Annotated in this window: 14 protein-coding genes and 1 pseudogene; all 15 read left to right on the forward strand. The window is 75.3% G+C overall.

Annotated features, from left to right (window positions below; translation table 11 throughout):
* Positions 1 to 35: 35 nt before the first annotated feature.
* A complete protein-coding gene (locus EJA20_RS08010; protein WP_129337620.1) occupies positions 36 to 587 on the forward strand; it encodes a NuoB/complex I 20 kDa subunit family protein in 552 nt (183 codons plus the stop codon).
* Positions 584 to 1,324, forward strand: a complete 741-nt coding sequence (locus EJA20_RS08015; protein ID WP_129337621.1) for an NADH-quinone oxidoreductase subunit C — start codon at positions 584 to 586, stop codon at positions 1,322 to 1,324. The genes EJA20_RS08010 and EJA20_RS08015 overlap by 4 nt, the downstream gene beginning before the upstream one ends.
* The gene (locus EJA20_RS08020) at positions 1,324 to 2,667 is read left to right on the forward strand and encodes an NADH-quinone oxidoreductase subunit D (RefSeq protein ID WP_129337622.1); all 1,344 of its coding nucleotides are present in this window, start codon (positions 1,324 to 1,326) and stop codon (positions 2,665 to 2,667) included. The genes EJA20_RS08015 and EJA20_RS08020 overlap by 1 nt, the downstream gene beginning before the upstream one ends.
* Positions 2,664 to 3,617: an NADH-quinone oxidoreductase subunit NuoE gene (gene nuoE / locus EJA20_RS08025; protein ID WP_129337623.1), complete on the forward strand. Its 954-nt coding sequence runs from the start codon at positions 2,664 to 2,666 to the stop codon at positions 3,615 to 3,617. Before EJA20_RS08020 ends, nuoE begins: the two co-directional genes overlap by 4 nt.
* On the forward strand, positions 3,617 to 4,954 hold the full coding sequence (gene nuoF / locus EJA20_RS08030; protein ID WP_129337624.1) for an NADH-quinone oxidoreductase subunit NuoF: 1,338 nt from the start codon (positions 3,617 to 3,619) through the stop codon (positions 4,952 to 4,954). Before nuoE ends, nuoF begins: the two co-directional genes overlap by 1 nt.
* Positions 4,951 to 7,737: an NADH-quinone oxidoreductase subunit G gene (locus EJA20_RS08035; RefSeq protein ID WP_129337625.1), complete on the forward strand. Its 2,787-nt coding sequence runs from the start codon at positions 4,951 to 4,953 to the stop codon at positions 7,735 to 7,737. The genes nuoF and EJA20_RS08035 overlap by 4 nt, the downstream gene beginning before the upstream one ends.
* Positions 7,734 to 9,098: an NADH-quinone oxidoreductase subunit NuoH gene (gene nuoH, locus EJA20_RS08040; protein ID WP_129337626.1), complete on the forward strand. Its 1,365-nt coding sequence runs from the start codon at positions 7,734 to 7,736 to the stop codon at positions 9,096 to 9,098. Before EJA20_RS08035 ends, nuoH begins: the two co-directional genes overlap by 4 nt.
* Positions 9,095 to 9,964: an NADH-quinone oxidoreductase subunit NuoI gene (gene nuoI / locus EJA20_RS08045; protein WP_476727335.1), complete on the forward strand. Its 870-nt coding sequence runs from the start codon at positions 9,095 to 9,097 to the stop codon at positions 9,962 to 9,964. The genes nuoH and nuoI overlap by 4 nt, the downstream gene beginning before the upstream one ends.
* Before the next feature lie 41 nt (positions 9,965 to 10,005).
* The gene (locus EJA20_RS08050) at positions 10,006 to 10,929 is read left to right on the forward strand and encodes an NADH-quinone oxidoreductase subunit J (protein WP_129337648.1); all 924 of its coding nucleotides are present in this window, start codon (positions 10,006 to 10,008) and stop codon (positions 10,927 to 10,929) included.
* Positions 10,926 to 11,225, forward strand: coding sequence for an NADH-quinone oxidoreductase subunit NuoK (nuoK, locus tag EJA20_RS08055; RefSeq protein WP_129337627.1), 300 nt, complete (start codon positions 10,926 to 10,928; stop codon positions 11,223 to 11,225). The genes EJA20_RS08050 and nuoK overlap by 4 nt, the downstream gene beginning before the upstream one ends.
* A gap of 4 nt (positions 11,226 to 11,229) precedes the next feature.
* A complete protein-coding gene (gene nuoL, locus EJA20_RS08060) occupies positions 11,230 to 13,200 on the forward strand; it encodes an NADH-quinone oxidoreductase subunit L (protein ID WP_129337628.1) in 1,971 nt (656 codons plus the stop codon).
* A gap of 15 nt (positions 13,201 to 13,215) precedes the next feature.
* Positions 13,216 to 14,802 (forward strand): NADH-quinone oxidoreductase subunit M, encoded by a 1,587-nt coding sequence (locus tag EJA20_RS08065; protein ID WP_129337629.1) that lies wholly within the window; start codon positions 13,216 to 13,218, stop codon positions 14,800 to 14,802.
* Complete coding sequence (gene nuoN / locus EJA20_RS08070; RefSeq protein ID WP_129337630.1) at positions 14,799 to 16,610, forward strand: NADH-quinone oxidoreductase subunit NuoN; 1,812 nt, start codon at positions 14,799 to 14,801, stop codon at positions 16,608 to 16,610. The genes EJA20_RS08065 and nuoN overlap by 4 nt, the downstream gene beginning before the upstream one ends.
* Before the next feature lie 110 nt (positions 16,611 to 16,720).
* Positions 16,721 to 17,728, forward strand: a complete 1,008-nt coding sequence (locus EJA20_RS08075; RefSeq protein WP_129337631.1) for a polyprenyl synthetase family protein — start codon at positions 16,721 to 16,723, stop codon at positions 17,726 to 17,728.
* A gap of 10 nt (positions 17,729 to 17,738) precedes the next feature.
* Positions 17,739 to 17,946: pseudogene (locus EJA20_RS18645) on the forward strand (serine/threonine-protein phosphatase); the annotation flags it as partial.

The raw sequence follows: 17,946 nt of genomic DNA on the forward strand, positions 1-17,946 counted from the left end.
GCGCAGGGTCGCGCACGCACGGAGGGGGCACGCTGATGGGGCTGGAGGAGGCGCCCTCGGGCTTCCTGCTGACGACGGTCGAGGACCTCGTCGGGTACTTCCGCAAGGGCTCGCTCTGGCCGGTGACGTTCGGGCTGGCCTGCTGCGCGATCGAGATGATGGCTTCGGGCGCGCCGCGCTACGACCTGTCCCGCTTCGGCATGGAGGTCTTCCGCGCCTCGCCGCGCCAGGCGGACCTCATGATCGTCGCCGGCAGGGTCAGCCAGAAGATGGCGCCGATCGTCCGCCAGGTCTACGACCAGATGTCCGAGCCCAAGTGGGTCCTGTCCATGGGCGTGTGCGCGTCCTCGGGCGGGATGTTCAACAACTACGCGATCGTGCAGGGCGTCGACCACGTCGTCCCCGTCGACATCTACCTGCCCGGCTGCCCCCCGCGGCCGGAGATGCTCATCAACGCGATCCTCGCGCTGCACGACCAGATCCAGAACGAGCCCCTCGGGGCGAACCGCCGCGAGGCCGTCGCGGCCGCGGAGGCCGCCGCGCTCGAGGCCACCCCCACCTCCCGCATGACGGGCCTGCTGCGATGACCGTGACCCCCGGCGGGGACGTCGAGCGGACGCCCGCGGCCGCCGGCGCGGCCCCCGATCCCGGCCCCCGCACGCCGCTCGACGTCGTGGACGTGCGCCGCGGGATGTTCGGCGCCCACGGCAGCGGGGACACCTCCGGCTACGGCGGGCTCGTCGTGCCCGTGGTCCTGCCCGGCCCGTCCGCGCGCCCCTACGGCGGCTGGTTCGACGAGGCCGTCGACGTGCTGGCCGAGCTGCTCGAGGAGAGCGGCACGGGCTTCGACGCCGCGGTGGAGGCCGTCGTCGTCGACCGCGAGGAGCTCACGCTCCAGGTGCGGCGCGAGCACCTCGTCGAGGTCTCCCGGCACCTGCGCGACGACCCGGACCTGCGGTTCGAGCTGTCCCTGGGCGTCTCGGGGGTGCACTACCCCCACGAGCGCGGCCGCGAGCTGCACGCGGTCCACCACCTCTGCTCGGTCACGCACTCCCGCCGGCTGCGCGTGGAGACCACCTGCCCGGAGGAGGACCCGCACGTCCCCTCGGTGACGACGGTCTACCCCGGCGCGGACTGGCACGAGCGCGAGACGTGGGACTTCTTCGGCATCGTCTTCGACGGGCACCCGGCGCTCGCGCGCATCGAGATGCCCGACGACTGGCCGGGGCACCCCCAGCGCAAGGACTACCCGCTGGGCGGCATCCCCGTGGAGTACAAGGGCGCCACCGTGCCGCCCCCGGACCAGCGGAGGTCCTACACCTGATGAGCACCACGACCGCGACCGGCCACGTCGTCGACGACGACGCCACCGGCGTGCCCTCCTTCGAGGCGTCCGGCGGCGACTGGTCCGACATCGCCGAGGAGGCCGCACGCCTGGGCGAGGAGCGCATCGTCGTCAACATGGGGCCGCAGCACCCGTCGACCCACGGCGTGCTCCGGCTCATGCTCGAGATCGACGGCGAGACCGTCACGGAGGCGCGGGCCGGCATCGGCTACCTCCACACGGGCATCGAGAAGAACATGGAGTTCCGCACGTGGACCCAGGGCGTGACCTTCTGCACGCGCATGGACTACGTGGCGCCCCTGTTCCAGGAGGCGGCCTACTGCCTGGCGGTGGAGAAGCTGCTCGGGATCACGGACGACGTGCCCGAGCGCGCCACGACGATCCGCGTGCTGCTCATGGAGCTCAACCGCATCACCTCGCACCTCGTGTGCCTGGCCACGGGCGGCAACGAGCTCGGCGCGACGACGATCATGACGGCGGGGTTCACCGCCCGCGAGGAGATCCTGCGGATCTTCGAGCTCGTCACGGGCCTGCGCATGAACCACGCCTTCATCCGGCCCGGCGGGGTCGTCCAGGACCTGCCCCCGGGCGCGGTCGACGAGGTGCGCTCGGCGCTCACCCAGGTGCGGGTCTACCTGCGCCAGCTCGAGGACCTCATGCTCGCCAACCCCATCCTCAAGCTCCGGACGCAGGACGTCGGCGTCCTCGACCTCACCGGCTGCATGGCGCTGGCGATCACGGGCCCGGTGCTGCGCTCGGCGGGCCTGCCCTACGACGTGCGCAAGGCCGCGCCGTACTGCGGGTACGAGACCTACGACTTCGACGTGCCCGTCGCCACGGACGCCGACGCCTGGTCGCGGATCGTGCTGCGCCTGGAGGAGTGCTACCAGTCCATGCGGATCGTCGAGCAGGCGTGCGAGCGCCTCGAGGCGCAGGGGCCGGGGCCGGTGATGGTGGGCGACAAGAAGATCGCCTGGCCGGCGCAGCTGGCCCTCGGCACGGACGGCATGGGCAACTCCCTCGACCACATCCGCGAGATCATGGGCACCTCGATGGAGGCCCTCATCCACCACTTCAAGCTGGTGACGGAGGGGTTCCGCGTCCCCGTGGGGCAGGTGTTCCAGACCGTGGAGCACCCCCGCGGCGAGCTCGGCGTGCACCTCGTCTCCGACGGCGGCACCCGGCCGTACCGCGCGCACTTCCGGGACCCGTCCTTCAACAACCTGCAGGCCGTGTCCGTGATGTGCGAGGGCGGGCAGATCGCCGACGTCGTCGTCGCGGTGGCCTCGCTCGACCCCGTCCTGGGAGGGGTGGACCGATGACCGTCGACGACGCCGGCCTGCAGTCGCCGGACGCCGCCACGCGGCGCGCGTCGGGCAGGACGCACCGCACGGGCTACGACGAGCCGACGCTGACCGCGCTCGCGGCGGACGCGGCGGCGGTGGTCGCCCGCTACCCCGAGCCGCGCTCGGCGCTGCTGCCGCTGCTGCACCTCGTGCAGTCCGTCGACGGCTACGTCAGCCCCCGCGGCATCGCGTTCTGCGCGCAGACGCTCTCGCTGACGACGGCCGAGGTCTCGGCCGTGGCGACCTTCTACAGCCAGTACAAGCGGCACCCCAACGGCCGGTACACGGTCGGCGTGTGCACGAACACGCTGTGCGCCGTCATGGGCGGCGACGCGCTGTGGGAGACGCTCACGGACCACCTGGGCATCGGGCACGACGAGACGACGCCCGACGGCGCCGTCACGCTCGAGCGCGTCGAGTGCAACGCGGCCTGCGACTACGCGCCCGTCGTGATGGTGAACTGGGAGTTCTTCGACGAGCAGACGCCGGGCTCCGTGACCGCGCTGGTCGACACCCTCCGCTCCGGCCGGCCCGTGCGGCCCACGCGCGGCGCCGACGACGTCGTCGACTTCCGGGCCATGTCCCGCGTGCTCGCCGGCTTCCCCGACGGCCGCGCCGACGAGGGCCCGGCCGCGGGCGAGGCCACCCTGCGGGGCACGCGCCTGGCCCGCGAGCGCGGCTGGGTCGCGCCCCCGTTCCCGGACGAGGACGCGAGCGACGCCGCGGGCCAGGACCGGGGCGGGGCCGACGGCGACGCGGCCGCCGCCGCGGGGCCCCAGATCCCCACGGGGGCGCCGCGCAACGACGCGGAGCGCCCCGTCACCACGCCGACGGACGCGTCGTCGGCACCGCAGCGGCGCGCCGAGACGTCCGAGCGCACGAGCCGCACCACCACCGACGGCAGCGACGCCGGGAGGGACGCCTGATGCCCACCACCCTCACGCCCGTGATCAGCGCGCACTGGGACGAGGAGCGCGCCTGGACGCTGGAGTCCTACCGCCGCCACGGCGGCTGGGAGGGCATGCGCCGCGCCCTGGCGATGGACCCCGCCGACGTCGTGACGGCCGTGAAGGACGCGGGCCTGCGCGGCCGCGGCGGCGCGGGCTTCCCCACGGGCATGAAGTGGGGCTTCCTGCCCGCGCCGGACGGCGGCCCCCGGTACCTCGTCGTGAACGCGGACGAGTCCGAGCCCGGCACCTGCAAGGACATCCCGACGATGCTCGCGAGCCCGCAGCTGCTCGTCGAGGGCGTGGCCATCACGTCCTACGCCATCGGGTGCCGGCACGCCTTCATCTACGTGCGGGGCGAGGTGCTCCACGTCTACCGCCGGCTCCTGCGCGCGGTGGAGGAGGCCTACGCCGCCGGGCTGCTCGGCGAGGACGTGATGGGCTCGGGGTACTCCCTCGACGTGACGGTGCACGCCGGCGCCGGCGCCTACATCTGCGGCGAGGAGACGGCCCTGCTCGACTCCCTCGAGGGCCTGCGCGGCCAGCCCCGCCTGAAGCCGCCCTTCCCCGCGGTCGCGGGCCTGTACGCGCGGCCCACGGTCGTCAACAACGTCGAGTCGATCGCGTCCGTGCCCGGCATCCTGCGCGGCGGGGCCTCGTGGTTCACCTCCATGGGGACGGAGCGCTCGGCCGGGCACGGGCTGTTCTCCCTGTCCGGGCACGTGACGCGGCCTGGGCAGTACGAGGCGCCCCTGGGCATCACCCTGCGCGAGCTGCTCGACATGGCCGGCGGCGTGCGAGAGGGCCACACCCTGAAGTTCTGGACGCCGGGGGGCTCCTCGACGCCGATCTTCACCGCGGAGCACCTCGACGTGCCCCTGGACTACGAGTCGGTGGGCAAGGCCGGCTCCATGCTGGGCACGCGGGCGCTGCAGGTCTTCGACGAGACCGTGTCCGTCGTGCGCGCCGTGACGCGCTGGACGGAGTTCTACAAGCACGAGTCCTGCGGCAAGTGCACGCCCTGCCGCGAGGGCACGTACTGGCTCGTGCAGGTGCTGCGGCGGTTCGAGGCCGGGCGCGGCACCGACGACGACATCCAGCTCCTGCTCGACCTGTGCGGCAACATCCTCGGCCGGGCGTTCTGCGCCCTCGGCGACGGCGCCACGAGCCCGATCACCTCCGCGATCCAGTACTTCCGCGAGGAGTTCGAGGCCGGGACGCACACGCCGGCCGACGTCCTCTTCCCGCCGGAGCGCTCGTCGCGCTTCGCGTACACGCCCCGGCGGGCCCCCGAGCTGGTCGGAGCGCACCGATGACCCTCACCCACCCCGAGGGCGCGGTGGGCCGCTCGGTCGGGCAGCCCGGCCGGCCGCTCGTGCCGTCCGTCCCCGCGCCCGTCGAGCCCGCGCCGGCCGCCACCGTCACCCTCGACATCGACGGCGTGAGCACGACCGTGCCGAAGGGCACGCTCGTCATCCGCGCCGCGGAGCGCCTCGGGATCCAGATCCCGCGGTTCTGCGACCACCCGCTGCTCGCCCCGGCCGGCGCCTGCCGCCAGTGCCTCGTCGAGGTGTGGGCCCCGGGGCGCGACGGAGCGCTCGCGAAGATGCCCAAGCCCCAGGCGTCCTGCACGCTCGAGGCGACCGAGGGCATGAAGGTGCGCACCCAGCACACCTCGGCCGAGGCCGACGGCGCGCAGCACGGCGTCATGGAGCTGCTGCTCATCAACCACCCGCTCGACTGCCCCGTCTGCGACAAGGGCGGCGAGTGCCCGCTGCAGAACCAGGCGATGAGCAACGGCCGGGCGACGAGCCGCTTCGTCGACGTCAAGCGCACCTTCCCCAAGCCCATCGCGATCTCGACCCAGATCCTGCTCGACCGCGAGCGCTGCGTGCTGTGCCAGCGCTGCACGCGGTTCTCCGAGGAGATCGCCGGCGACGTCTTCATCGACCTGCAGAAGCGCGGCGCCGCGCAGCAGATCGGCACCTTCGACACCCGCGTCCTGGACTTCGCCGACGACCCGGGCACGACCGACGGCGGCGCCGACGGCACGGCCCCCGGGGTGGACTCGGCGCTCGTCTCGCCGGAGGGGCCCGTCGGCGTCGCGCTGCCGGACACCAGCGGCCGGCCGTTCTCGTCCTACTTCTCGGGCAACACCATCCAGATCTGCCCCGTCGGCGCGCTGACGAGCGCCGCGTACCGGTTCCGCTCGCGGCCCTTCGACCTCGTCTCGACGCCGGGGGTGTCCGAGCACGACGCGCAGGGCTCCGCCATCCGCGTCGACCACCGTCGCGGCGTGGTGCTGCGGCGGCTGGCCGCGGAGGACCCGGCCGTCAACCAGGAGTGGATCACCGACAAGGACCGCTTCGCGTTCCGCTGGCAGGCCGCGGCGGACCGCCTCGCGACGCCGCTCGTGCGCACCCGCGGCGCGGACGGCACCCGGGGGGACCTCGAGCCCGTGAGCTGGGCCGAGGCGTTCGACGCCGCGGCCGCGGGGCTCGGCGCGGCGGCCTCCGCCGGCGAGGGGAACGTCGGCGTGCTGCCCGGCGGCCGCCTCACCCTCGAGGACGCCTACGCCTGGGCGAAGATCGCCCGCACGGCCCTGCGCACGAACAGCGTGGACGGCCGGGCCCGGCCGCACTCGGCGGAGGAGGAGGCCTTCCTCGGCCACGCCGTGGCCGGGCGGACGGTGTCCGTCACCTTCGCCGACGTCGTCGCGGCCCCGGCCGTGCTGCTCGCCGGGCTCGAGGCCGAGGACGAGGCCGGCGTGCTGTTCCTGCGCCTGCGGTCGGCGGTCACCGCCCGGCGCACGCGCGTCCTGTCCGTCGCGGCGTTCGCCTCGCGCGGCCTCCAGCGACTGGCCGGGACGCTGCTGCCCGCCGCGCCCGGCACGGAGGCCGAGGTGCTCGACGGCGTGGCCGCGGGGGCGGGCGTCCCGGTGCTGGCGGAGGCCGCGGACCTGCTCGCGCAGCCCGGTGCGGTCGTGCTCGTCGGGGAGCGCCTGGCGACCTCGCCCGGGGCGCTGTCCGCGGCCCTGCGGCTGGCGGGGCGCACCGGTGCCCGGCTGGCCTGGGTGCCGCGGCGCGCCGGGGAGCGCGGGGCCGTCGAGGCCGGGGCGCTGCCGTCCCTGCTGCCCGGTGGCCGTCCCGTCGCCGACGCGGCGGCGCGCGCGGGCCTGGCGGCGGTGTGGGACGTGCCCGCGCTGCCGACCGCGCCCGGGGCCGACGCCACGGAGGTCCTCCGCGCCGCGGCCGAGGGACGCCTCGGGGCGCTCCTCGTCGGCGGGGTGGACCCCGACGACCTGCCCGACCCCGCCCTGGCGCGCGCCGCGCTGGCCGCGGTGCCGTTCCTCGTGAGCCTCGAGGTCCGCGCCTCCGCCGTGACGGAGCTCGCCGACGTGGTCCTGCCCGTCGCGCCGCCCGTCGAGCGGGCCGGCACCTACGTCACCTGGGAGGGCCGCCCGCGGCCGTTCCCCCAGGCCCTGACGAGCACGGCCATGCCCGACCACCGCGTGCTGCACGCGCTCGCGGACGCCCTCGGGACGGACCTGGGCACGGGCTCGCTGGCGGCCGTGCACGACGAGCTGGACGTGCTCGGCGGCTGGTCCGGCGCGCGGGTCGCGGCGCCCGACGTGCCCGCGGGCGACCCGCCCGCCGTCCCCGACGGCCACGCGGTCCTCGCCACCTGGCACGAGCTGCTCGACGCGGGCCGGCTGCAGGACGGCGACCCCCACCTGGCGGGCACGGCGCCCCGGCCGGTCGCGCGGCTGTCGGCCGCGACCGCCGCGGCGACGGGTGTCGCCGACGGGGAGCCCCTGACGGTCGCCACGGCGGCGGGCGCGGTCACGCTGCCCGTCGTCGTCACGGTCATGCCCGACCGCGTGGTCTGGCTGCCGACGAACGCCCCGGCCTGCGCCGTGCGGGCCACGCTCGGCGCGGACGCCGGTGCGGTCGTCGCGCTCGCGCCGGGCGCGGTGACGGGCGCGCCCGCCGCGCAGCCCGCGACCGCCCTGCGCGTGGGCGGCGACGCCGGCCTCGTCGGCGGCGGCGCGCCGCTGCCGGGGGCACCCACGGGACGCAGCACGGAGGGGGAGGCATGAGCGCGCTGCTCGGAGCCGTCGACGCGGGCCTCGGCACCGCGGCGAACGTGCCCGTCACGGCGGACTTCAGCCAGGACAACGGCTGGATCTGGCTGCTCAAGGCGGTCGCGCTCGTCGCGTTCCTGCTCACGAGCGTGCTCATCGCGATCTGGTTCGAGCGGCGGGTCGTCGCCCGGATGCAGGTGCGCCCGGGGCCGAACGTGCACGGCCCGCTCGGCCTGCTGCAGTCGCTGGCCGACGCCATGAAGCTGCTCGTCAAGGAGGACGTCACCGTCCGGGCGGCCGACCGGCTCGTCTACGTGCTGGCGCCGCTCATCGCGGTGTTCTGCTCCCTGCTGACGCTGGCCGTCATCCCGTTCGGCCCCGAGGTGAGCATCTTCGGCGTCCTCACGCCGCTGCAGCTCACGGACTTCCCCGTGGCGGTCCTCTACGTGCTGGCCTGCGCGTCCGTGGGCGTCTACGGCCTCGTCCTCGGCGGCTGGGCGTCCAACTCGACGTACCCCCTGCTCGGCGGGGTGCGCTCCACGGCGCAGGTCATCTCGTACGAGCTGGCCATGGGCCTGTCGCTCGTCAGCGTGTTCCTCATGTCGGGCTCGATGTCGACGTCGCAGATCGTCGACTCCCAGCGCCCGCTGTGGTGGGCGCTGCCCCTGCTGCCGGCCTTCGTCCTCTACGTCATCTCCATGGTGGGCGAGACGAACCGGCTGCCCTTCGACCTCCCCGAGGCCGAGGGCGAGCTCGTCGGCGGGTACACCACGGAGTACTCGTCGATGAAGTTCGCGTGGTTCTTCCTCGCCGAGTACATCAACATGCTCAACGTCTCGGCCGTGGCGACGACGCTCTTCCTCGGCGGGTGGCGGGCCCCCTGGCCGCTGTCCGCGATCGGCGACGGCGTCCTCAACACGGGCTGGTGGCCCGTGCTGTGGTTCCTCGCGAAGGTCTGGGGCTTCATGTTCCTCTTCGTGTGGATCCGCGGGTCCGTGCTGCGCTTCCGCTACGACCAGTTCATGAAGCTGGGGTGGAAGGTGCTCATCCCGGCGGCCCTGGCCTGGGTCGTGTGCGTGGCCGTCGTCCAGGGCGTGCGCCAGTTCGCCGACGTGGACCTGCGCACGCTGCTCCTGGCCATCGCGGCCCTGTTCGCCGTGGTGTTCGTCGTGGCGCTGGCGCTGCCCGAGGGCAGGCGCCCCGAGCCGCCGCGGCGCCGTCGCGACGAGCCGTTCGACCCCTTCGCGGGCGGGTTCCCCGTCCCGCCGCTGCCGGGGCAGACGCTGCCCCCCTCGCCCCGCAAGGACCGCGCCCTGGCGCAGACCGCCCGTCCCGCGGACGGGCCCGAGACCGAGACCCCGGAGGTGACGCGGTGAGCGAGCCGACGCGGCCCGACCCCAGCACGGACCGGCCGGCGGAGGGGGCCCGGGCGGCGACCGGGGCGACCCCCGCGCGGCAGGGGGCCACCCCGGCCCGGCGCGGCGCGAGCCCCGCCCGCCGCGAGGGCTCCGGTCGCGAGGGCTCCGGCCGCGAGGTCGCGCGCCCCGAGGAGCCCGGCTACCGCTCGCTCATCCCGCCGCGCACCGGCCTGGCGGGGGCGCTCGCCCCGGCGGGGGGCTTCGGGGTGACCTTCGCGAACATGTTCAAGCCGACGGTCACCGAGGAGTACCCCTCGGAGAAGCCGCCGACGAAGCCGCGCTACCACGGCCGCCACCAGCTCAACCGCTACGCCGACGGCCTCGAGAAGTGCATCGGCTGCGAGCTGTGCGCCTGGGCGTGCCCCGCCGACGCCATCTACGTCGAGGGGGGCGAGAACACCCCGGACGCGCAGTACTCGCCGGGGGAGCGGTACGGCCGCGTGTACCAGATCAACTACCTGCGCTGCATCTTCTGCGGCCTGTGCGTGGAGGCGTGCCCGACGCGGGCGCTGACGATGACGAACGAGTACGAGCTGGCCGGGCCGACGCGCGCCGGGCTCATCTTCGAGAAGGAGGACCTCCTGGCCCCTCTGCGCTCCGGGATGCTGTCCGCCCCGCACCCGATGGTCGAGGGCACGACGGACACGGAGTACTACCGCGGCGAGGTGACCGGCACGACGCCCGGGCAGGTCGCCTGGGTGGCCGAGCACCGGCCCGAGGACCCGACGCTGCCCGGCAGCGGTGCCCCCGCCCCCGCAACGGGGGCGGCCGCCGCCGCCGTGCGCGCCACCGCCGCCGCCGCGACCCGGCAGGGCTCGCGGTGAGCGCTGCGCTGGACGCCGCCGTGCTGGCACCGGCGGTGGTGATGTCCCTGACGGAGTCGGGCCGCACGACGACGGGGGAGGCGGTCCTCTTCTGGGTGATCGCCCCGATCACCGTGGTCGCGGCGTTCGGCCTGCTGTTCGCCCGCAAGGCGGTGCACGCGGCGCTGAGCGTCGTCCTCGTGATGATCAGCCTGGCGTTCCTCTACGTGGCGCAGGACGCGGTGTTCCTCGGCGTCGTCCAGGTCGTCGTCTACACCGGCGCCGTGATGATGCTGTTCCTCTTCGTCCTCATGCTCGTCGGCGTCGACGCCTCCGACTCCCTCGTGGAGACCATCCGGGGGCAGCGCTGGATCGGCTGGCTGGCGGGCATCGGCCTGGGGGTCGTGCTCGTCTCCGTCGTCGGGCGCGCCACCTGGGCGACGCCCGTCGGGCTGGCGGAGGCCAACGCCGACTCCAACCCCGTCGGCGTCGCCCGGCTCGTCTTCGGCCAGCACGTGTTCGCCTTCGAGGTCGTCGGTGCGCTGCTCGTGACCGCCGCCCTCGGCGCGCTCGTGCTCACGCACGCCGAGCGCCTCACGCCCCGGCGGGGCCAGCGCGAGCGCGCCGTCGCCCGCGTCCGCGCCGGTGGCCCCCTCACGCCCCTGCCCGCCCCCGGCGTCTACGCGCGGAGCAACGCCATGGACGTGCCGGCCCTCGGGCCGGACGGGCGCCCGCTCGAGCAGTCCGTCTCGCGCGTCCTGCGCGTGCGCGGCCAGGCCGCCGACTCGCCCGGCACGCTCGTCCCGACCACGCGTCCCGACGGCACCGTCACCCTGGCCCCCGCCGGGTCCGCGGGCGACGCCGGGCGGCGTCGGGAGGTCGAGGCCCGCCCCGACCCGACGGTCGGCCGGGACGCCGCGGAGGCCGGCTCCGACGCCGCCTCGGACGCCGCCTCCGACGCCGCCGCCGAGGGGGTCCGCCCGTGAACCCGACGAACTACCTCGTCCTCGCCTCGGTGCTGTTCACCCTCGGGGCGATGACGGTGCTCCTGCGCCGCAACGCCGTCATCGCCTTCATGGGCGTCGAGCTCATGCTCAACGCCTCCAACCTCGCCCTCGTGCACCTCAGCCGCCACCACGGCGACCTGCAGGGCCAGGTGCTCGCGTTCTTCGTCATGGTCGTCGCGGCCGCTGAGGTCGTCGTCGGCCTCGCGATCATCGTGGCGATCTTCAAGACCCGGCGGTCGGCCTCGGTCGACGACGCCGACCTGCTGAAGGGCTGACCCCGTGCCCGACGTCGAGGCCCTCGCGCCCGCCCTCGTCGCCGTCCCGCTCGCCGCGGCGGCCCTCCTGCTCGTGCTCGGCCGCGCCGCGGACCGGTGGGGCCACTGGCTCGCCGTGCTCGCGTCGTGGGCGGCCTTCGTCGTCGGCGCCGTGCTCGCGCTCGACCTGCTCGGCCGGCCCGCGGAGGAGCGCGTCGTCGACGTGACCGTGGGCCGCTGGTTCGACGCCGGGTCGCTGGCGGTCGACGCGGGGATCCGCCTGGACCCCCTGTCGATCACGTTCGTGCTGCTCGTGACGTTCGTCGGCTCGCTCATCCACGTCTACTCCGTGGCGTACATGGCGCACGACCGCGACCGGCGCCGCTTCTTCGCCTACCTCAACCTCTTCGTCGCGGCGATGCTCCTGCTCGTCCTCGCCGACTCCTACCTCCTGCTGTTCGTCGGCTGGGAGGGCGTCGGTCTGGCGTCCTACCTGCTCATCGGCTTCTGGAACCACCGGACGCCGTACGCGGTGGCCGGCAAGAAGGCGTTCGTCGCCAACCGGGTGGGGGACATCGGGCTGCTGGTGGCCATGGGGCTCCTGCTCGCCCACGTCGGCGCGCTGGACTTCGCCTCCGTCGACGCCGCGGCCCGCTCCGGGGCGCTGTCCGAGGGCACGCTCACCGCGGTCGGCCTCATGCTCCTGCTCGCCGCCTGCGGCAAGTCGGCGCAGTTCCCGCTGCAGTCCTGGCTCGGCGACGCGATGGCGGGCCCGACCCCCGTGTCGGCGCTCATCCACGCCGCCACGATGGTGACGGCCGGGGTGTACCTCGTCGTCCGGTCCGCGTCCGTGTTCGACGGCGCGCCCACGGCGCAGCTCGTCGTCGTGGTGGTCGGCGCCATCACCCTGGTGTTCGGGGCCGTGGTCGGCTGCGCGAAGGACGACCTGAAGAAGGCCCTCGCGGCCTCGACGATGTCCCAGATCGGCTACATGATGCTGGCCGCCGGGCTCGGGCCGGTGGGCTACGCCTACGCGATCTTCCACCTCGTCACGCACGGGTTCTTCAAGGCCGGCATGTTCCTCGGCGCCGGCTCCGTCATGCACGCGATGGACGACGAGGTCGACATGCGGCGCTTCGGCGGCCTGGCCCGCCTGCTGCCCGTCACCGCCGTGACCTTCGGGCTCGGCTGGCTCGCGATCCTCGGCGTGCCGCCGTTCGCCGGCTTCTTCAGCAAGGACGGCATCATCGAGGCGGCCTTCGTCCCCGTCGAGGGCGCGCCGTGGCGGGCCTGGGTCTTCGGGCTCGTCGCGCTCCTCGGCGCCGGCGTCACCGCGTTCTACATGTCGCGGCTGTTCTTCATGACGTTCGCCGGCCGCCGGCGCTGGAGCGACGGGCACGACGAGGGCCGGGGCACGGCCCCCGCGCCGGCCGGGGCGCACCCCGTCGGCACGCCGGCGCCGGTCCACCACCCGCACGAGGCGCCCCTGCTCATGGTGGTGCCGATGGTGGTGCTGGCGATCGGGTCCGCCGTCCTCGGCCTCGTCCTGGCGACGCGCGGCTTCACGACCTGGCTCGAGCCCGTCACGGGGCACGCCGAGCACGAGGAGCCCGTGCTGCCGGTCCCGGTCATCATCGCCGCGACCCTCGTGGTCGTGGCCGCCGGGCTCGCGCTGGCCGCCCTGCGCTACGCCCGCGACGAGGTGCCCGTCGTGCCGCCCGTGGGGACGGCGCTGACCCGGGCCGCCCGCGTCGACCTCTACCAGGACGCGGTGAACGACGCCGCGCTCGTCGAGCCCGGCACCCACCTCACCCGCACGCTCGTGTTCGCCGACCGCGCCGCGGTCGACGGCGCGGCGGTCGGCGTCGGCGCGCTGACGGTGCGCGCGGGCACCGCCGCCCGGAGGGCCCAGACCGGGCTCGTCCGTTCCTACGCCGCCACGACGCTCCTCGGGGTCGTCGTCCTGGGCGGCGTCGTCCTGGCCCTCGGGTCCTGAGAGAGGCGCGCCCCCGTGACGCAGACCCCCTGGCTCACCGTCCTGCTCGCCCTGCCGCTCGTCGGCGCGGTGCTCCTCGTCGCCCTGCCCGCCCCGCTGCGGGCTCGGGCGCGCGAGGTCGCGCTCGCCGTCGCCGTGCTCGAGCTCGCCGCGGCCGTGGCCGCCCTCCTCGCGTTCGACACCGGCCGGGCGGGCGAGCACCAGCTCGTCGAGACGCACGCCTGGATCCCGGCGATCGGCGCCTCCTACGCCCTCGGCGTCGACGGCGTCGGGATCTCCCTCGTGCTCATGACGGTGGTGCTCGTCCCGCTCGTCGTGCTGGCCGCCTGGCGCGAGCAGGGTGCCTCCGGCGCCGCGACGGACCGGCTGCGCACCTACCTCGCGCTCGTGCTGGCCCTCGAGGCCGCCGTGGTCGGCGTCTTCGCCGCCCGGGACCTGTTCCTGTTCTACGTGCTGTTCGAGGCGATGCTCATCCCGGTCTACTTCATGATCGGCTCGTACGGGGGCGCGCGCCGGCAGTACGCGGCGGTGAAGTTCCTCGTGTACTCCCTCGTGGGCGGGCTCGTCATGCTCGCGGGCGTCATCGCCCTGTACCTGGCCGGACCGGGCGGGCCCGACGGCTTCCTCCTCGACCGGCTCGTCGGCGCGGAGCTGTCGACCACGGCCGAGCGCGTGCTGTTCTGCTCGTTCTTCCTCGCCTTCGCCATCAAGGCGCCCATGTTCCCCGTGCACACCTGGTTGCCCGACGCCGCGGAGCAGGCGCCCGCCGGCACGTCGACGCTCCTCGTGGGCGTCCTCGACAAGGTCGGCACCTTCGGGATGCTCACCCTGTGCCTGCCGCTGTTCCCGGGGGCGAGCCGGTGGGCGGCGCCGGTGGTCGTCGTGCTGGCCGTCGTGTCGGTCCTGTACGGCGCGCTGCTCGCGATCGGCCAGCGGGACCTCATGCGGCTCATCGCCTACACGTCGGTGTCGCACTTCGGCTTCATCGTGCTCGGCATCTTCGCCTTCACCTCGACGTCCGTGTCGGGCTCGTCGTTCTACATGGTCAACCACGGGCTCTCCACGGGCGGGCTCTTCCTGCTCGCGGGCTACCTCGCCGCCCGGCGGGGGTCGCAGTCCGTGGACGCCTTCGGCGGGCTCCAGCGGGTGGTGCCGGTGCTGGCGGGGCTGTTCCTCGTCGTCGGCCTCTCGGCGCTGTCGCTGCCCGGGCTGTCGACCTTCGTCAGCGAGTTCACGGTCATCGTCGGGGCGTTCACGCGGTACCCCGCGGCGGCCGTCGTGGCCTGCCTCGGGGTGGTCCTCGCCGCGGTGTACGTGCTCTGGACGTACCAGCGCGTGTTCACCGGGCCCGTCCGGCCGGGCCTCGAGACGATGCGTGACGTCAGCGGTCGCGAGCGCTGGGCGGTGGCCCCGCTCGTCGTGCTCCTGCTGGTCCTGGGCTTCGTCCCCGGGCCGGCGCTCGACCTCGTCCGGCCGCCCGCCGAGCGGGCGCTGGCCGAGGTGGGCGTCGCGGACACCGCACCGGTCGCGGGCGGCGGGACCGCCGCGCCCCCGGACACGCAGGGCACGCAGGGCACGCAGGACGGCGAGGAGGACGAGTGAACGGCTTCGTGGCGCCCGAGGTGGCGTGGGGGGCCCTGAGCCCCGTGCTCGTGGTGCTCGGGGCGGCGGTGCTCGGCGTGCTCGTCGAGGCGTTCGCGCCCCCGGCCGCCCGGCGCATCGTCCAGCCCCTGCTGGCGCTCGCGGCGGTGGCGGGCGCCCTCGTCGCCGTGGCGCTCCTGTGGGGCGACGTCGAGCGGACCGGCGGCACCGTCGTCCTGGGCGGCTCCGTCGTGCTCGACGGCCCCGCGCTCGTGACGCAGGGGGTCGTCGCCCTCCTGGCGCTGCTGTCGCTCCTGGTGCTGGCGGACCGCTCCCGCGCCGGGCAGGGGGCGATCGCACCGCTCGTCGCCGCCGTCCCCGGCTCGGAGACGGAGCGGCTCGCGCGCCGCCGCGGCCTCGTGCAGACGGAGGTGTACCCCCTCGTCCTCTTCGCCACGGGCGGCATGCTCGTCTTCCCCGCGGCCGGCGACCTGCTCACGCTCTTCGTCGCCCTCGAGGTCCTGTCCCTGCCGCTGTACCTGCTGTCGGGGACCGCGCGGGAGCGCCGCCTGCTCTCCCAGGAGGCGTCGCTGAAGTACTTCCTCCTCGGCGCGTTCGCCTCGGCGCTGCTGCTCTTCGGCATCGTGCTGCTCTACGGCTACGCGGGCTCCCTGCGCTACGCCGACATCGCCGCCGCGACCGCCGACCCGTCCGCCCTGGACGCGCTGCTCGTGCTCGGCGCGGTGCTGGTGCTCGTCGGGCTGCTGTTCAAGGTCGGTGCCGTGCCCTTCCACTCGTGGACGCCGGACGTCTACCAGGGCGCCCCCACCCCCATCACGGGCTTCATGGCCGCGTGCACGAAGGTCGCCGCCCTCGGCGCCCTGCTGCGCTTCGCGTACGTGGTCGTGCCGGGTCTGGAGTGGGACCTCGCGCCGATGCTGTGGGCCGTCGCGATCGTCACGATGGTCGGCGGGACGGTCGTCGCGGCCGTGCAGAGCGACGTCAAGCGGATGCTCGCCTACTCCTCGATCGCGCACGCGGGCTTCCTCCTCACGGGCGTGGTCGCGCTGGACGAGCTGGGCGTCGGCGCGGTGCTCTTCTACGGGCTCGTCTACGGGGTGGCGACGATCGGCGCCTTCGGCGTCGTCGCGATGGTCCGGCAGAGCGGCCCCGGCGACGCGGGCGACCTGGAGGCGACCGACCTCGCGCAGTGGAACGGGCTGGCGCGCCGGCACCCGCTGCTCGCGCTCGCGTTCGCGGTGTTCCTGCTGTCCTTCGCCGGCATCCCGCTGACCGCGGGCTTCCTCGGCAAGTTCGGGGTCTTCTCGGCCGCGGTCGCGGGCGGCGCCTGGCCGCTCGCGCTCGTCGGGGTGCTCACGTCCGCGGCCGCCGCGTACTTCTACGTCCGCGTCATCGTCCGGATGTACTTCACGGGCGGCGCCGGTACCGGCGACGAGGCGCCCGTCGCCACCGCGGACGACGCGGCGGCGACGCAGGACCTCGCCCCCGCCGGGGGCGTGCCGGGCGGCGCGGCGGCGGCCGAGAGCGCGGGCGGCCGGCTGCCCGTCACCCCCGACGCGCGCGGGGTGACGACCACGGGCCCGTCCCCGGCGGCGGCCGCGGGCGCGCCGGCCGGTGCGACGACGGCGGTCCTCGACGCCCCGCCGGCCCCGTCGGGAGCCGTGCGGGCCGCCGGGCCCGTGCGGGCGGTGACCTCCGGGCCGGCGGCGGTCGCGGTGGGCCTGTGCCTCGTCGCCACCGTGCTCGTCGGCGTCCTGCCCCAGCCCGTGCTCGACCTCGTGGGGCGCGTGGCGGTCTTCCTCCCCTGACGATCAGGCACCGGGCACCGGGCACCGGGCCCGGCGCCGGGGGAGGGCGCCGCCTGTGAGCGGGACCACCGGATGTGCCCCGGGGGCCGCGCGGAAAGTAGGTTCGTGCCGTGACCTCCACGACCGCCCTCCCGATCGTCGACCCCGGGCTCGCCACGCGCCTCGAGGGCCGCATGACGCTCGTCGAGGAGCGGCTGCGGGACGCGGTCACCTCCACGGACCGCCTGGCCGACGAGGCGTCGCGCCACCTGGTCAACGCGGGGGGCAAGCGCCTGCGCCCGCTGCTGGCGCTGCTCGCCGCGGAGCTGGGCGACGGGACCCGCCGGGAGGTGCTCGACGCCGCCGTGGTCGTCGAGCTGACCCACCTGGCCACGCTGTACCACGACGACGTCATGGACGCCGCGCCCCTGCGCCGGGGCGCCCCGGCCGCGCACGAGGTGTGGGGCAACTCCGTGGCCATCCTCACGGGAGACCTGCTGTTCGCGCGCGCGTCGGCGACGGTCGCGGGCCTGGGCCCGGACGCGGTGCGGATCCAGGCGGCCACCTTCGAGCGGCTCTGCCTGGGCCAGCTCCACGAGACGGTCGGCCCGCGGCCCGACGAGGACCCGGTGGCGCACTACCTCCAGGTGCTCAGCGACAAGACGGCGTCCCTCATCGCCACCTCGGCCCGCTTCGGGGCGATGTTCGCGGGCTGCCGCCCCGAGGTCGTGGGCACGGTGGAGCGCTACGGCGAGACCCTCGGCGTGGCCTTCCAGCTCGCCGACGACGTCATCGACCTCACCTCGGACGCCGCCGTCACGGGCAAGACGCCGGGCACGGACCTGCGGGACCGGGTGCCCACCCTCCCCGCGCTGCTGCTCCGCGACCGGGCCGGCCGGCCCGGCGCCGCCCCCGCCGACCGCGACCTGCTCGCCATGCTCGACGCCGACCTCAGCACGGACGCCGCCCTAGCCGACGCGGTGCGGGCGCTGTCCGGGCACGGCGTGGTCGACCAGACGCGGGAGCGGGCCGTCGGCCTGGCGCGCGCCGCCGTCGACGAGCTGGCGCCCCTGCCCGCGGGGCCCGTCAAGGACGCGCTCGTCGACTTCGCCGACGCGCTCGTCGACCGGGCCTCCTAGGGAGGCGGCGGTGGGCGTCGTCCTGCGCACGGGGCTGCGGAGCGACCGCGGACCCCGCGCCGACAACGAGGACCGTGCGTTCGCCGGCACCCGGCTGCTCGTCGTGGCCGACGGGATGGGCGGGCACGACGACGGCGCCGCGGCCGGCGCCGCCGCCGTCGCCGCGGTGCGGCCGCTCGACGGCCCCGCGCCGGGGCAGGCGCCCGGGGCCGTGCCGG

This window comes from Cellulomonas endophytica, assembly GCF_004123805.1.
Classification (GTDB): domain Bacteria; phylum Actinomycetota; class Actinomycetes; order Actinomycetales; family Cellulomonadaceae; genus Cellulomonas; species Cellulomonas endophytica.

Bases quoted from the DNA above. Each gene is read 5' to 3' on its own strand.
- EJA20_RS08010 (WP_129337620.1), top strand. From the start codon at position 36: ATGGGGCTGGAGGAGGCGCCCTCGGGCTTCCTGCTGACGACGGTCGAG.
- nuoH (WP_129337626.1), top strand. From the start codon at position 7,734: ATGAGCGCGCTGCTCGGAGCCGTCGACGCGGGCCTCGGCACCGCGGCG.
- EJA20_RS08020 (WP_129337622.1), top strand. From the start codon at position 1,324: ATGAGCACCACGACCGCGACCGGCCACGTCGTCGACGACGACGCCACC.
- EJA20_RS08015 (WP_129337621.1), top strand. From the start codon at position 584: ATGACCGTGACCCCCGGCGGGGACGTCGAGCGGACGCCCGCGGCCGCC.
- EJA20_RS08050 (WP_129337648.1), top strand. From the start codon at position 10,006: ATGTCCCTGACGGAGTCGGGCCGCACGACGACGGGGGAGGCGGTCCTC.
- EJA20_RS08035 (WP_129337625.1), top strand. From the start codon at position 4,951: ATGACCCTCACCCACCCCGAGGGCGCGGTGGGCCGCTCGGTCGGGCAG.
- nuoF (WP_129337624.1), top strand. From the start codon at position 3,617: ATGCCCACCACCCTCACGCCCGTGATCAGCGCGCACTGGGACGAGGAG.
- nuoE (WP_129337623.1), top strand. From the start codon at position 2,664: ATGACCGTCGACGACGCCGGCCTGCAGTCGCCGGACGCCGCCACGCGG.